This window comes from Halorubrum sp. CGM4_25_10-8A (assembly GCF_005435025.1).
GTDB lineage: Archaea > Halobacteriota > Halobacteria > Halobacteriales > Haloferacaceae > Halorubrum > Halorubrum ezzemoulense.
Window position 1 is genome coordinate 1 of sequence record NZ_SGTX01000014.1, and the last position, 15,857, is coordinate 15,857.

Genomic DNA, 15,857 nt, shown 5'->3' on the forward strand with positions numbered 1-15,857 from the left:
CAAGGCTTGGAACAGGCCGCTCATACATTCGGGATCATTAGATCGCTGAATCTCACAGGCGCATCCGTCGATATCACCATTGACTGCCTTGTTATGGGGGCTTTCCGTAGTTCTACATAAGAGCGAGCATTTTGTCTGTGTGTAGGATCAACCCTCCACCGTTTCCGAAGCTTTTGTTGAACAGAGATCTCGGGGGACCCTCACACCACCATTTCCGGAGCTATCCACGAAAGAGGAACTACCGTCTCGAAAGATCCAGCAAAAACAACTGGTAACTGTGCTCTACGAGTGGATGTTATTCTTGGCAGTAAATAATATAATTTATTTTAACTTTTGTCTTAACTCTACTACGGTTACTGTTTTAGTTTAATTGACTTAGTCTTTTGCTTGTTTATTTGACGCTTCTTGAGATAGGAATACATGTATCTCGATAGCTTCGGAAACAGTGGAGTGACTGTGTTATTTAAATAAACGTAGCTCCGGAAGCGGTGGTGTGTGGGTTGTTTATATAGCTAGTAGCTACGGACGCTTCGGAAGCTACGGAAGCGGTGGTTTTATCATTTTGCTCTCTGAGACTTTCTGACATGGGAATGTTCCAGCGGGATCGTCAGGTGTTCGCTGACGCCGAACCCCTTGACGATTCCTACGAGCCCGAAGACATCCGCAAACGGGACGAGGAACTCGAAAAATACCAGCGTGCTCTCCAGCCGATCATCGATAACCGGCCAACGTCGAATATCTTCCTGTACGGGAAGACGGGGACGGGAAAGACCGTCGCGACGAAGTTTATGTTATCGCATCTAGAGGCCGACACCGCCGAGTACGACGACGTTCAGCTCTCGACAGTCTGGGTCAGCTGTGAGAACCTTTCCTCGTCCTATCAAGTTGCTGTCGCGCTTGTCAACGAACTCCGTGATAGCCAGGATAAAGACCGCATTAGTGCTACTGGCTACTCTCAGCAACGAGTTTTCGACATTCTCTACGAGGAACTTGATGCGCTAGGTGGCACCGTCGTGATTGTTCTTGACGAGATCGACAATATCGGCCATTCCGACGATATCCTCTACGGACTCCCTCGCGCACGATCGAACGGCTACGTTGACGACGTCCGTCCAGTGATCGTCGGCATCAGTAACGACTTCCAGTTCCGGGACAGCCTTTCGCCGAAAGTCAAGGACACACTCGCCGAAAAAGAGATTCTTTTTCCTCCGTACGATGCGGATCAGCTCCGCTCGATTCTCAGTCCACGCGCCGAGAAAGCGTTCCACGACGATGTGTTATCAGATGATGTTGTCCCGCTCTGTGCGGCATTTGCTGCTCAGGATACTGGATCGGCTCGACAAGCAATTCGACTGCTTCGTGAGGCTGGTGAACTTGCGCAAGCCGCTGATTCCGACGCGGTAACTGAGGAGCACGTTCGGAATGCCCAAGACGAACTCGAAAAGAACCAACTCTACGAGGGGATGCAAGAACTCACGACCCAAGGACACGCTGTCCTCTGTGCGCTCGCATACCACCAGGCGCTTGATGATGTCCCTGTGCGATCTCGTGATCTCTACGAACGATACGTGAAAATCTGCGACCGTCTCGACACCGACAGTGTGAGCGAACGTCGTGTCCGGGATCACCTTTCAGATATGAATATGCTCGGGCTGATCAATCTCTATGAGCGGAACGAGGGTCTCTCGGCTGGTCGGTATCACGAATACGAGCTTGATGTCCCATTGAAAGCAGTGCTCGAGGTTCTTCTCGAAACAACTCGCTTCGAAGAGCTCGCGAACATCATCCAATCGACAGCCGATGATAACAATCTGCTCCAGTCGGATATCTCCGACTACTGAGCTCCTCTTCTGTGATCTTCAATACGAAATCGCTCCTATCTTGTTTCCAAAAGCTTCGGAAACGGTGGAGGGTCTGTAGTTTCTCAAGACTCCGAAAATAACGGAACCAGAGCGGAAACGACGACTCTGGTCCTACGCCACGATCGTTCTGAATTGTTAGTCAAGGGGATCAGACCCGTTACTGAAAGCTCCGGAAACGGTGGAGGGTTGATACCGTGAGAGCTCAGTTGCTCCAGCAAAATTCAGACGAATAGAACAACCTAAAATTCTGTATACTGAGCTCTGTATTAGTCTAAACTAACGCTCATACCCCAGTTTGGGTATCTGATAAGATAGCTAGTTCACTAGAAGAAATCATACGGAATAGCAGCCTGTCATGTAGATCCAACAATCAAATAAAAGGAGATATAAAACGAGAAAGTTACTGTGATGGACATGCGCGATATACCCCGTATTCGATCTGCTCTCCAACAAATAGACTCAGCGAAATTAGAGGAACTAGTTGCTGCTGTGTGGTCTCAGATGGGTTGGTCAACGCGGGTATCACAGCAAGGTCGAGACCAGGGAATCGATATTGTAGCAACTAAATCGGACCTGATTGAACAAAAAGCGATTATCCAAGCTAAACGGTATAGTGATTCAAACAAGGTTGGTAGACCAGACATTCAGCAATATTCTTCGCTGAAAACTGAATATCCCGATGTGGACTCCATTATTGTTGTCACATCTAGCTCATTTACAAGCGAGGCGAAACAACTAGCTGAACAGTTAGGTGTCAAAATTGTAAATGGTTCTGAGCTGGCTGAGGCTTGCGTTCAGAACATCTCAGAAGAAAATCTCTCAAAATATATTGAGTATACTGGGTCGGGGAAAGATATCGTGGAGAGTAGTGGTCAGGTGAACTCTGACCGGATTAAAATAAATCAACTAACTAGTTCTGAAGAAGACCTAGCAGACTTCTACTCTGGGTATCTACGACGACTCTCTGAAGCGGTTCAGCACGGCAATCATGAGCGAACATTTTTTATAAAGATTGATCGAGAGCACAACGAAACAAGTGAGTACACAGTACGGGGTACCACTCACCAAATCCAGTTTCCCGCAGAATCTCCAAAACTATTGGGACAATTACAGAAAACCGCAAAAAAGTATGGCTGGACAGTAGTCAATTCTGAAACCTATGGCTCCGGCGCTGGCGGTGTTGAGATGGTCGTACCTCCCGAAGAAGCAAATATGTTCTTTATATCTTTAGACACCACTTTACCAGAATCTCCTATCCCTAGGCGCCAAGCACGCATTATAAAATTGATGCTTGAACGAATTTACGACCAGGACCTATCTGGTTCCGAAATTACTGACTTGGTTCATCGCGCTCACAATGACCCCGCTATAGAGTCTCATACACGGGTTATTAGATGATCTATTTGATTCTGATTTAACACGTTCCTGGAATCAGATCTCCCACGGGAGATGGGGTCGGTGAAATTTTGTCTATTTAATAAAAGGTGGAATCGAAATATAAAATTTGAAGAATTAAGACAGGCGGGATGCCTCTGACCTACTCCTCCCTCCCCGGTGGTTGGACGACATCTCCGAGGGATTGGACCAATTGGATCCCATTATCGTAGTCAGTCGTCACCCGATATCCTTCTTCATCCTGCTCGACGGCCCCCACGCTGGGATGCGCGAGCAGTTGGAGGGCGGATCGAACCTCTTCGGTGGTTGGGATATCGTTCGAGCCCTCCATGCCCACGACGATCCACCGGACGTCCTCCGCTGTCTCTACGGCTCCATCGGCACGCTCGAGAGCTCGGATGACCGCAAGAAGGATCTCTCCAGCATCGATCCGGTCCTGGATGTACTCATCGAGGAGGTCGAGCCTGTCGTCTTGGAAGGCTCCTGAGCGTGTCAAGAGGGCCAATATCTCCTCGGGTGGGACGGCATACTCCTCCCGGCGATCGAGCAACTCGACGAGGTCGTCAACGGCGATGGTCGTTAGCTCGGTCGTTTCGGCGTTATCGATCACCTTCGGAGCAAAGCCTGGGGCGACCACGATGGCGTGATCAGCCCCACGCTGGCGCCGGTGTTTGTCCACGTTGGTGACCTCTAGAGAGTTGACTCGCCCGTTCCCTCGGGCCTTCACTTCGACAACGACGTGTTCGGGGGATCGGATCTCCACGTCGGTATCACCCCCTCCTTCGATCCAGTCGGCGGCACAGCCTAGCCGGGAGAAGGCCTTCGCAACGAGTTTCTCGAACTCCTCGTGGGCGTTCCCGTCCGTGCTGGCCGCCCGGAGTTGGTCAGCGAGGTCGGGAGTTGGTCCGTCGTCTTCGTCGTCGACGGGGTGAACACGTTCGCCGGCATCGGTCAGGTCGGCAATGGCGGTCTCGACTGATTCCTCGCCAGAGAGTTGGTTGAGGCGCTTGTCGGCGACTCGGGTAAATCCCTGCGGGCGGTAGGTCTCGTCGTAGCCAACGAGTTCGTTGAACTCCTCAATGTCGACGTCAACCTCCTCAATATCGGTGAGGAAGGTCATGTACTCCCAGGGGCTTTCCTCGTTCCAGCGACCGTGTTCAACGTTCTCTCTCCAGAGATACTCCGCAAGGTCGGGGTCGTGTCGGAGTTGGAGAACTTGCCCCCTCGCGACGAACGCCCCATCGTGGTAGACGAGCGCGATGTCGTTGCGTTCGACGTTCCGCCACGTCCCATCTACTGAGGTCCCCCAGACGTGGACGAGATCGTTGTCAGATGTCGTCCGAAACAGTTCGAGGTCGTCGTCATTGAGGTAGGACTCAATATCCTCAATTGGATGCCCATCTCGGATGAACTGCTTGTAGTCCTCAAACGCGTCGTCGCGACCAGCGGGGAGGATCACGATCCCGGTCATATCTCGTCGATAATTGCTCCCGACTCTCAAATAGTTGATCGCTACTGCCCTCAGAGCGACGCTATCCCGTCGCCTTCTGCGGATTCAACAGAGAAGTGGATATGAAGCCTCGAATTGTATTCTCCGTGGTGATCGCGCTGTCTCCCCACCGATTTATAATCTGAGAAGCAACATGTTTCTGTATGAGTCGGTCACGTGGGAGGCTTTTCTGTGATAAGCGGTTCAGCGAGTTTGGTAGAACCCGTTTGAAAGAGATGAAAGATGAGATCTCAGGCCTGTCTTCTGAAGAACTTCAAAGCAACAGTACGGATTCTCTCGCGTTGATCTTTGCGGCGAAACACACACCCTCACAGATTGAGTTACAGGACCCGGTCAAGGAAGACGGTGGTGAAGTTGAGAAGGATGTAAGCGACCGGCAAGATATCCCTTCTTTCGGAAGCGGCCCTACCTATGTAACGTATCACCGGCTCAAAGTCAAAATCCCGTTCAACGTCGACAAGGAAATATTCCGACATCGTCCCAGTAGCCACGATTTGAACCCGCCGCTGTATGATGAACTGAATCGCGGTGAGGTCGTCTACTACATCGATTATAGGACGGAGAATCGGGAGCCGGAGGAGATTAAAGAAGAGATCGAGGGCGACATACGGCAATGGACAGAGAAGGTGGAGAAGTACGTCGGAAACTTGAACAACGATATTGAATCGATGCAGGAGAAGTTCCGGAAAGATGCGCGGAAAGCTATCGAAAGACGTCGAGATAATATCGAAACGAAACAGCAAGTGATGGACGATCTCGGCGTTGAAACAGGCACCCCTGGAGACCAGGGATATGTGGTCCCTGAAAAGAAACGAGATATCCAGATAACGGCCTCTGAAAGCGATAGCACGTCTGAAATCCTGCCGGAACAAACCTTCGTAGAAATACTCGATATCATCGACGATCTCGGTCTCAACATTGAGCGATCTGTAGAGAGGGTCCGAGACCTAGACGAAGAATCCCTCCGTGACATCTTCCTAATCGGGATCAACTCACACTACGCTGGCCTGGCTACAGGGGAGACCTTCAACAGAACTGGAAAGACAGACATCTTACTCCGCTACGACAACAAGAACCTCTTCGTAGCCGAATGTAAGTTCTGGAAAGGCCAATCACAATACAAAGACGCCATCGACCAGCTCCTGGACAATCTTACCGTCCGTGATACCCAGGCCTCCCTCCTCATCTTCTCAAAGAATCATAGCTATTCACAGATGCAGGAACGCGTCAGGGAAGCCACTAAAGATCACAAAAAATACGAAGCCCAGCCCTCAGAATTCGCCGACCACGACGTCTACCGATTCCAAAACAATTCAGAAACTACGGTGAAAGTCGCGGTGAAGACTTTTGACCTACACAGCTAAACTCAGTACCTCACAAAGCATCCTCAGCTAGCTGTTTCTGAAGCCTGAGTTCTGTGGCGGAGCGGTTGTGCTGGGTGGTCTTGACGAGAAGATTGTCGACGAACCGACGGAGAGCTGTCGCTGTCGGCGGCGGCTGCCGCCGACGCGACAGCGTTGCCACTCCTGGCGGAGGCTAGCCCGGTCGGAGATTAGCGAGTAAACCGGTCGTCTGGTGGTCGGTTTGCGGGGACGGCCCGACGCGTCGCGAGGGCCGTCCACGCTGCCCGTTGAATCATGGTGATGAACTCCTTGAACGACCACTTCCAGAGGCGACGCCCCCCACGGCGGGGCGTCGCCACGTATTCCCAGTGTAAATACCGCCAGACGTTCTGTAACAACAAGCTCACCACGACGTACAGCAGCCGTACGACCGGATTTTGTGTCGAGGTCGTCGCAATACTTTGCTCGGAGAGTCGGTAGCTGGCCTCGATACCAAAGCGTTTCGCGTAGTGGTATCGAGCGTCTCGTGGTGAATCGATGAACGGCGCATCAGCGGCGTAGCCGTGACGCGCCACTCCATGTTCGTCGTACCGTCCGTTTTGATACGTACAGTCGATGTAGACGGGAAACTCGACGGTCCAGCTGTGACCGTCGAGTTTCGCCGTCATGTCGTGTTGAATCACGCGACTCCAGCCTTCCGAGAGTTCTTGCTTGATCGTCTGTCCCCAGCGGACGATCGGCATGACGTAGGCGTGGTTGTGTGCCTGAAGCAGCGTCAAACACTTGCTGTCGTAGAATTCGCGGTCAAGAAAGACGGCCTTGACCTCGAGGTCAAGGCTGTCGAGGATACCGAGAAACTCTGCGAGGACACTGCTGGCGGTGTCGCCGTCTTCGAGACGGCGCACCGCCAGCGTGTAGCGTTTGTTCTTCACACGCGCGTAGAGTGTGGCATAGGCGTGGAACGCAGTCGTTCCACGCTTCGCTTGTGAGTGGTACAGGCCGTCTGTCCCATCTTCGTCGCCGTAGTAGGGCCGCAGGTGGAGGTCTGAAACGACCTCCACCTGCTGGGGAAGGACGTCGAGAACGTCCTTCTGAAGGAGCGCGTTTCCGACTTGCTCAAGCGTCTCAAGGTCGAATTTGGTGCGGAGATGGTAGAGAACCGAATTTTCGTGGGGGGCGTCTTCACTTTTCTCACAGAGCGTTGAGACCGAGGTCCCGTCGGCGCACGCGCCGACGAGGACCTCGTAGATGTCTTCAGCATCGATCTCGGCGTTTTCAGCGAGTGTGAGAGCAACTTCCTCGTCAAGAGCGTTGACGAGGAAGTTAAGGAGTTGGTCTTCGTGGATTTCATCGTCTGCTTGCTGGGTTTTAGACACACCTTCTGCAAGCAGACGTCTCAACTAACCGGCTTTGTGATGTACTGAAACTTCTAAAAACGGAGGGACTGGAAGGCCTATATCTGTTTCCAGGGCTCAATTAAAACCCAAGTATCTGACCGAATTCATACTTACTGAACATAGAGGGTGTGTTGCTTGTTGGGGTGATCGTCCGATATATACTATCTCAGCTGGACCACTTGTCCTCGGTGTCCCAGAACCTTCCCGCTACCAGCTCTTCCAATATCCACTTGCCCAACCGATACCCACGATCGTCTATTCCCACAAAAATAGTTCCTAACGCAGTTAGAACTGCGCCTCGCCCGTTAATTGGACCTCGATTCCACCCCATACGTACTGCTACATCCTCGTGAGAGGATTCGAGATACAGTTCTGGATCATACGCGAGTATCTCAACAATTACAATTCTCAGTAAGGAAGCCAGAGAGATAATGACCGCAAATACCGTTAGCAGCACGCCTACATACTGAACCGTTGTAATGACAGATAGCCCAATAGACGCAACCCCAGCGGTGAACGCAATAACGAATTCACCGTTTCTGAGCTTTTTATCAACGCGATCGGTCGCATCTCCCATTTCTCGGAGCATCCAATATCGATCAACTTTTTTGTCGATCTGATTGTAACGGCGGAAGATCTGTAACATATCGTCACGGAATGCCTCCATTCGACGGGTGTCCAACCAACGATGGATACCGGTCCGCATCCAGTCATCCACTGGAAGCAACTTCCCCAGCCATGCAGGGATCGTGGTGAGTAGAACAACAACGATCGACAGTAGGATGAAAGAGAAGAGAATCAGAAGAGCGGGAACCGCGATTACTATCGCAAGGGCAGCAAAAATCGTATATCGACCCCATGTACGCAAATTATCGCGCATGGTGACACATTTCGTCCTGTTGGTATAGGTTCTGTGCGCGACAAAATGACGAACTTACGTTAGTAGTTCCCGTGCGTCCTGGAATAAAACACAAGCCCCGGAATACCGGTTTAAAGTGTGATTATTTAGGCCTTGGATGGGTGTCTCGCTCTATGGCGTGGTTTGGTGATTTTCGGAGCGAGGTAAGAGAGAAAACGCGGGCATCGGATCTGGCTTTGATTTTCTCGGTCCCGGTCCTCCTTTCGCTGATCTTCCTGCTTCCTCAATCGATTCAGGCTTCTTTGATCTTGGACTACGGTAATTACTCTATCTTCAATCTCTGGAGTTCGGCCTATGTACATCGAGGATTCGACCACTTCAGCAACAATTTGGGGGCTTACTGCGTGCTGATCGGCCCGATTTACCTGCTTTTCGTACTGGCTGATGAACCGAAGCTATTCCGATACACGCTCCTGACACTTCTCCTCATCCTACCATTCGTAATATCCCTGAGCAACATAGCCGCTCTTGGGTCTGGAACAGGAGCAGGCTTCTCCGGAATCGGTTCCGCACTCTTCGGACTCCTGCCCGTCTCGCTATTTCTATTCATCCACAACAAAGTCTCAGAGGACATAGAACCAGCACACGGAGTCGTACTGTTCCTCACAGCCGTCGCAATCATCACCTGGATCTACGCCGGCGTTACTGCGGCAGCTGGCATCTTGTTGTTTGCCGCTTTACTCACCATCTACGACATCTCCCAGGTAAGCCTTGAAGAAGTAAGAGAAGCTGCTGCCGAGCTATCCTCGATGGAGGGTTATTTTGAACTGGTGATGATCGCGGGCCTCCTATTCCTGCTCTCTCCCCTCATGCTCTTCCCCCAGAATATCGCCCAAGATGGCACCACGGTGAACATCCTGTCTCATTACCTAGGACTTCTCATCGGATTCTTCGGCCCCATCATTTACCTGGACTACCGAAGACGTCGCCAGTAGCTCTGGAACAGCAGGATAGAAGATTACTGAGATCGAATCAAAGATTTCACGATACTGTATCAACTTCTTTGCTTTCTCGTTTTGAAAGGCCCAGACCACGTCCTCATCGTTGTAGCTGTACTACTTGAGGAGCGCATTACAGCCGGCTAGTACAGCGTCGTTGCTGCTGCCGCGGGGGGTATCGCAGCGAGTGTAACAACCGACAAAGAACAGCAAGACACGCTCGTCGGCGTCGTCGCTGCCCTCGCACTCGTTCCGGCCGCTACTGCTGGGGGAATACATTGCTGTCACGAGTGCCGTGTTGAATAGCGATCTAATTGGCTTATATCACGGAGTAGAAGGACGATGCCGAGGGAATCGATTCTGTCCATGAAAGTCGATCTCCTCAACTTCGTTGAGCAGTGTCGGCACCTAGTCAAACAAGCGTTGGGGAAGCACGCGGGCGAGCCCGCCAGCGGGGGGTTCGCCCGCTGGAAGCACGTCGTTCTACACTGTTTTCGGCTCTAAGAAGACCACAGCTACCGCGAAACGCCGAATCGGCTGGAGTACATGGCCGAGATTCGTGACGTACTCGACTTAGATCGGGATGATCTGCCTGACTATCGCACGCTCTACAAGTCGTTTGATCGGCTGAAAATGTGGGCATGGCGGGCGCTGCTGCGCGTTTCCGCGCAGCAGCATCCGCAGTCTGGCCACGCCGCTCTCGACAGCACGTTCTTCGACCGCCGACGTGCGTCGGCGTACTTCCGCCAGCGGGCAGGACGGACGATACAGACGCTAAAAGTGACGACATTGACTGATGTGGAATCGCTTGCTGTTCGCCATCACTAACATAGAACACTGTGTGAGCCGCTGTAACCGTGGCTGAGCATCTATTCAACACAGCAGATTGAACGGAAGCGAAAAATGCCCGTTGCGGGTCTGTCGTGGGACTGTGTGGGAGGAATTAGCGCAATAATCACGACCACAGAAGCTGCTCATCCATCAAATGAATTACAGACATGATACTTGAGATTTCTCTTTCCAAAAGCAGGGACGAACTCTTCTGAGAGTGTTTTTCGATCAGCAGCTCTCCCCAGCTCAACATCTCCATCAATCGTTTCGGCTCTAATCGCTTCGCGTTCCACAATGCTAGAGAGATCCACTTTTGGGGTGGCTTCTTTGATTTCTCCAGTAGCAAGGTGTTTCATCCAAAGGGTCCATCGGAGTCCATCAGTGCCAATCCCTACGAGGTACTTTTGATCGATATCGCGGAGGTATTTACAGAATGTATCCTCTTCGAGGTATTGGCGAATGTCGGCTGTGGCGTCTTGTTTCGAACCTCGTACTAATTCACGGTTTGCTGCTTTCGCTTCCACGAGACATACCAACGAGTCGTCGACATTCTTGAGGAGATAATCCGGCTGTCGAGGTTCCACTTTACGATATGTTATTGGTCGGCGAATGAAGTGTGCGCCACCTGCGCTGTACTCTTCGGATGTTGGACTCCGGTATCCGAGCCCGTGAAGAACCGGCTCGATCAAGTACTGTTCGGTAAATACCTCGGGTTGCTGTTCAACCCGCGCTCCAGGAAGTGTCCCCGGATTACGAAGGATATCTGCTAATTGGCCTCCTTCGTTGAGCTCACGGAACTTTTGCGCAAACATCTCCATTTGAAGACGAACTCGTTCAGCAACCTGGTAATCTGGGCGGAGAGTAGGATGTAAGTCGGCGTCTTCAGCCATATGATTCGTGTCGGACGTATTGTTGATGTATCTGTTTGTTGGTTAAGATGAATCTCCAATCTCGGGCTGAGAAGGTGAACTGTATGTCTTTTCTACCTTCTGTAAGGACGAGGGGCTACGGCACGTACAGGCGGAAGCGATAATAGAGATTGGATCTGTTGAAACCCTTAAGATCTGATAGGATTGGCGTGCGAGATACAGAGAGTGTAGATAGCACGGAAACTCCGTTTTTTTCCATCTAAATCCGGAACTAACCATAGAAGATGTATGCTGACTCGCTAGTATTCCGTCCCGCTAACCAAGCAGATGGTCATCTTCTAGAGGGGTTCAGTCCCACTTCCGCGATTTTTAAGTTGTGAAATGGTCATAGAGGTATTGTGTACGAATTGGTCCACCGCTATGCCCCCCAGAGCCCCGCTGGTCGAACTGCGATTGCTATCATCGGCGGTTTGCTCGGTGTCCCCGCGTTTGTGCTCGGACTTATCGGACTGAGTGGAAACGTTGCGGCAGGCCTCTTGTTTCTCTTGGTCAGTACAGTAATACTCGGAATATCCGGACAATTAACACTAGGTGTCGTCCGTCAGGCGAATGCGTCTCCAGCATCCAGTCCACAGAACGACCAACAGATAGACGAGGCAAATGAGACACCGATTGAAACGCTTCGACGACGATACGCGGAGGGCGAAATTGACGACGAAGCATTTGAGCGACGTCTTGATCAACTCATCGAAACTGAAGAACCGGAACAGCGAAAGACCGAGAGTGAACGTGTATTAGAGTAGGTATTTACTCTGACCGTATCGATATATATCGATTTCGTCACTGCGACGTGCCACATTCGCGCGCTGTATTCAGCATAGCTTGAATAAACTATCAGCCTCTGTGGATTTCAACAGAGCCATTCGAGTCTACTAAACACTAAGTTGCCTCCCCCTGATCCTCTTTCCTAAATGATCTCTCTCCCTCCAATCGTCGACAATGCTGATAGGACGGTCGAAGATGTCTACAAAAAAATAATCCCACAGACCGAAGAAGCACGTATCGCTACTGGCTATTTCTATCTTTCTGGTTTCAATCTTTACCGCGAGGATCTCGAACAACTTGCTGACCCTGATGAACTCGGTCATGCTCCCATTCGCATCTTGATGGGCCGGCAGACGAATCGGAGTACAGCAGATGAAATCGGGGACGGACAAAATCTACGCAGTAATCTCAAAGATGAGGTTGAAGAGAGTATTGAGGAGTTGAATAACGCCCAATTGGGGCGGTTGGATCGGCTACGAGATTTCATAGCAGAAGATCAGGTTAGCGTCCGCGTGCGAAATCCAGAAAACGGATACTTCCACGCCAAAGGGGCCTCGTTCAGAGCCCCACGCGACGATGATGACTGGGCGACTGATGACGATACAGACACACGTCCATGTGCAACTGTCGTCGGGTCGTCGAACTTCACGGCTAGCGGACACCGGAACAACATTGAACTGAATCTCACGAGCCAGGATAGGCGCGAGGCGGAGGCGTTCGAAAGTTGGTACGACAACCAGTGGGCGAATGCCGAAGACTTCAGCGAGGAGATCATCCGAATCATCGAGAACAGCACGAAGTATCAGGACTGGCAGGAACAGCAAGAAGACGAGTCTGATGACGACGAGAAATCCGATGACCTAGGGACGTACATCGAACCGTTCGAACTGTACAAGCTCCTCGCGTACGACGAATTAAGCGGAAACGTCAACATCCGCGACAGTCCGTTGTACTACTTCCAGACGCTCGGGTACGAGAGCGCGAAGGAGAAGCTCTCCCAGTTCAACGGCTGTATCATCTCCGACTCAGTCGGTCTCGGGAAATCTTTCATCGGCGGCGAACTTCTCCACGACTACCGCCAACGTGGGGACCGCTGTTTACTGATCGTGCCTGCGAACCTCACCGAGCAGTGGGAAGATCTCCTCCAGGACGACACCGACGAAGACGGTAATCCGTACTTCGGTCTCGAAGTCGATGGAACGCACCTCGATGTAGTGAGCATCAGTAAATTCCAAAACCTCGCGTACGAGGAAGTTCAAGACCTCAAAGACGCGTTTGACGTTGTACTCGTCGACGAGGCCCACCGGTTCCGGAATCACGGGAAGTGGCGACCGACACCGGATCACGACGACGACTACAAGGGAACGCGTCGCCACGCCAACCTCCGTCAGCTTCGCGGAAAGACGATGATCATGCTGACGGCGACGCCGATCAACAACTCCGCGACCGACTTGGAGAATTTGATCAGCTTGTTCACTAGCCCGGAAGAACTGCGAAATAAGGCCTCGTTAGACTTCGGTGCCTTCGAAGAGTACATCGAACTCTCCGAGACGCGCAAGAAGATTGCTGCCGGGAAAGAGGAGGCGAGTGATGAAAAGCTTCAGAGTATCACCGAGCAGCTCCAGCGCCATTCGGAGGAGATCTCGAAGATTCTGAACGAGGTAATGGTACTGCGGACGCGGAAGCACGTCAAAGACCAGATCCAAGACGAGGAGGACTTCGAGATGAGCTTCAAGCCGCCGACGCTCAGCAAGGAGCAGTATTCGCTTCCTCCGGCGTACCAGCCGGTGTATCGGATGCTGCCGGACGTGATGGACGCACTCCATCTCCCGCACATTACGGTGAAGAACCCGAAGGCAGGCGGGACGCTGAAGGCGCTGTACAAGCTGAACCTGCTCAAGCGGCTGGAGTCGTCGACCTACGCGTTCGTTCAGTCGATCCAGACGCTACACCAGAGCGAGCGGCGGCTTCTCGGGCTTCTCGATGGACTCCCCGAAGAGAAAGAGATCGACCTGTTGCGGGCGGCCCAAGACGAGGAGCAGGCGGAGACGCTCGACGACTTCGTGGAAGGAGACGACGCCACCGAAGATCTCGAACAGACGCTCGAAGAGTTCGGGTTCGACACGACCGCGGTTCGTGCGGACGAAGACACGGAGACTGACGCGCCGGACGAATTGGCGGACGCGACAATCGGTGAGGTGAAGACGTACATCCGAGAGGACCTGACGCTGATCGCGTACTTCCTGTCGCAGTTCATCGGTGATATCGCACAGGACTCCGGCGACGTGAGCGATCAGGCCGTCTCGACGAGGCAGTGGCTTCACGAGCACAACGCCGGCGTCCTTCCGGACGTTCCGGAGGAGGAGCTGAACCCGATCCTCTACCCGCGGAGCGATCTGAGCGACGTCGACGGAGCGACCCGGGAGTTCTACGAGGCGGTGTTCTCGCTTCGGGAGTTCCGCGATCCGAAGGTCGAGCGGCTCACGAACGTTCTCAACGGCTACGACAACGAGAAGGTCCTCGTCTTCACGCAGTACCGCGCCACCGCGGACTACGTCCACCGCACGCTACTCGACGATCCCGACTCGCCGCTTACGGAGGCGAACAGCGCGGTCGTCAAGGGCGGCGACGACAACAAGCAGGATGTCATTCAGCGGTTTGCGCCGGAGGCATCGGGGTACCAGCAGACGCTAGCTGAATCCGGCGAGGACGAACTCCAGTACGTCATCGCGACCGACACGCTCTCGGAGGGGGTCAACCTTCAGGACGTGTCGGTCCAGATCTCTTTCGACCTGCCGTGGAACCCGATGCGGATCGTTCAGCGTGTGGGGCGTATCGACCGGATCGGGAGTACCGACGAGAAGTACGTCCACAACTTCTACCCCGACGGTGACATCGAGGCGGCGATTAAGCTGCTGAAACGGCTTCAGGCGAAGATCAACGACATCGCGCTCATCGTTGGCAAGGAGAACAACATCCTCGATCCGAACGAGGACCAGATCTTGGAACAGACCGGCGTGGAGACGGAGAAGACGATCGGCGAGCTCCAGGTGGACGAGATCGAGGACTCGCTACAGAAGTCGCGGGAGGTCGAGGACGTCAACGAGCTCGACGACACGAGCAAGAACCCACTTCTCCGTAACGCGGGGAGCGACGAACACGCCGCGTACGAGCGGTTCCTGCTCAAGAAGGAGCTGAACGAGGAGTTCGGTCTCTCCGAGGACGACTTCGAGTACGCCGCGGACTACTTCGAGGAGTCGCCGGAGGAGCGCGAGCGCCTGTACACGAACGTCACCGACCACGACTCCGGGCCGCGTCCGGGCGTGTTCGGACTCGCGCACCTCTGGTTCGACGACGAGGACCGCGACCCGCCCTTGGGTCGCGTTCGGCGGGCCTTCTACTACAAGCCGTTCGCAGACGAGGTGAAAGAGCGCCCCGTCGGCACGCTCAAAATCGATCCCGAGGTGAGGGGAGAACCGATCACGGGCGACGCCGACAACGTCCTGTCCAACCGAGAGGAAATTCAGGAGGTCCTCGACGAGCGGCTAGAGGCGATTCGGGAGGGGCAGGTGGAGGGCGCGTTCAAACAGGGGGACTCGTTCTCGAAGGAGCAGGAGACGATTCTGGACTTCATCGCACACTACCTGCGACCGAACCACGGGGGGGAGTCAGTTCCCACCGACGAGTACGAGACGCTCGACGAGTGGGCTGAGAATCTCAGCGAGCGGCTTCAAGACGTGAAGTTAGCTAATACTGACGAAGACCGGATTCTCCGAAATACATTCCGATACGAGGACCAGTACGACTCGTTCCCAGACTGGCCACCTGTCGAATTCCTACAAGTATTGGAGGATTTCTTAGAAGGGAACGTTGAGGTTTCGACTGAGTTTCAAGATACGCTTGTAGGTGAGAGTGAAGTTTGCGCCCGGTTGATCTGTTGGGGTGTAGTAGGGAGTTAGTCAGGCTTC

The 15,857-nt window shown here is 52.9% G+C and carries 10 protein-coding genes and 3 pseudogenes; 9 read left to right on the forward strand and 4 right to left on the reverse strand.

The window, feature by feature from the left end; genetic code table 11:
* The 3 genes and pseudogenes from EXE52_RS13625 to EXE52_RS13635 form a co-directional block, all read left to right on the forward strand.
* A pseudogene (locus EXE52_RS13625) lies at positions 1–120 on the forward strand (IS1595 family transposase); the annotation flags it as partial.
* Between the two features lie 464 nt (positions 121–584).
* A complete protein-coding gene (locus EXE52_RS13630) occupies positions 585–1,841 on the forward strand; it encodes a Cdc6/Cdc18 family protein (protein WP_137703731.1) in 1,257 nt (418 codons plus the stop codon).
* A gap of 435 nt (positions 1,842–2,276) precedes the next feature.
* Entirely contained in the window at positions 2,277–3,260 is a 984-nt protein-coding gene (locus EXE52_RS13635; protein WP_158413996.1) for a restriction endonuclease, read from the forward strand.
* A gap of 139 nt (positions 3,261–3,399) precedes the next feature.
* Here the strand turns inward: EXE52_RS13635 and EXE52_RS13640 are convergent, their stop codons facing one another.
* Positions 3,400–4,728, reverse strand: coding sequence for a restriction endonuclease (locus tag EXE52_RS13640; protein WP_137703733.1), 1,329 nt, complete (start codon positions 4,726–4,728; stop codon positions 3,400–3,402).
* A 182-nt stretch (positions 4,729–4,910) separates the two neighbouring features.
* On the opposite strand from EXE52_RS13640, the gene EXE52_RS13645 reads away from it, so the two are divergent.
* Complete coding sequence (locus tag EXE52_RS13645) at positions 4,911–6,131, forward strand: hypothetical protein (RefSeq protein WP_137703734.1); 1,221 nt, start codon at positions 4,911–4,913, stop codon at positions 6,129–6,131.
* Between the two features lie 188 nt (positions 6,132–6,319).
* Here the strand turns inward: EXE52_RS13645 and EXE52_RS13650 are convergent, their stop codons facing one another.
* Complete coding sequence (locus EXE52_RS13650) at positions 6,320–7,486, reverse strand: ISH3 family transposase (protein ID WP_137703735.1); 1,167 nt, start codon at positions 7,484–7,486, stop codon at positions 6,320–6,322.
* Between the two features lie 187 nt (positions 7,487–7,673).
* Positions 7,674–8,387 carry a hypothetical protein gene (locus tag EXE52_RS13655; RefSeq protein ID WP_137703736.1) on the reverse strand — a complete coding sequence of 238 codons (714 nt, stop codon included), beginning with the start codon at positions 8,385–8,387 and terminating at the stop codon, positions 7,674–7,676.
* Between the two features lie 152 nt (positions 8,388–8,539).
* Here EXE52_RS13655 and EXE52_RS13660 point away from each other — a divergent pair, with 152 nt between their 5' ends.
* The 3 genes and pseudogenes from EXE52_RS13660 to EXE52_RS13670 form a co-directional block, all read left to right on the forward strand.
* Positions 8,540–9,361 (forward strand): hypothetical protein, encoded by an 822-nt coding sequence (locus EXE52_RS13660; RefSeq protein WP_137703737.1) that lies wholly within the window; start codon positions 8,540–8,542, stop codon positions 9,359–9,361.
* A gap of 165 nt (positions 9,362–9,526) precedes the next feature.
* Positions 9,527–9,670 (forward strand): annotated as a pseudogene (locus EXE52_RS19165) (DUF389 domain-containing protein); the annotation flags it as partial.
* 60 nt (positions 9,671–9,730) lie between these two features.
* A pseudogene (locus tag EXE52_RS13670) lies at positions 9,731–10,180 on the forward strand (IS5/IS1182 family transposase); the annotation flags it as partial.
* 158 nt (positions 10,181–10,338) lie between these two features.
* Here the strand turns inward: EXE52_RS13670 and EXE52_RS18555 are convergent.
* Positions 10,339–11,085 (reverse strand): hypothetical protein, encoded by a 747-nt coding sequence (locus tag EXE52_RS18555; protein WP_199239154.1) that lies wholly within the window; start codon positions 11,083–11,085, stop codon positions 10,339–10,341.
* 377 nt (positions 11,086–11,462) lie between these two features.
* Between EXE52_RS18555 and EXE52_RS13680 the strand changes: the two genes are divergently transcribed.
* Entirely contained in the window at positions 11,463–11,867 is a 405-nt protein-coding gene (locus EXE52_RS13680; RefSeq protein WP_137703738.1) for an SHOCT domain-containing protein, read from the forward strand.
* Positions 11,868–12,035: 168 nt separating this feature from the next.
* A complete protein-coding gene (locus EXE52_RS13685; protein ID WP_137703739.1) occupies positions 12,036–15,848 on the forward strand; it encodes a helicase-related protein in 3,813 nt (1,270 codons plus the stop codon).
* Positions 15,849–15,857: the final 9 nt, after the last annotated feature.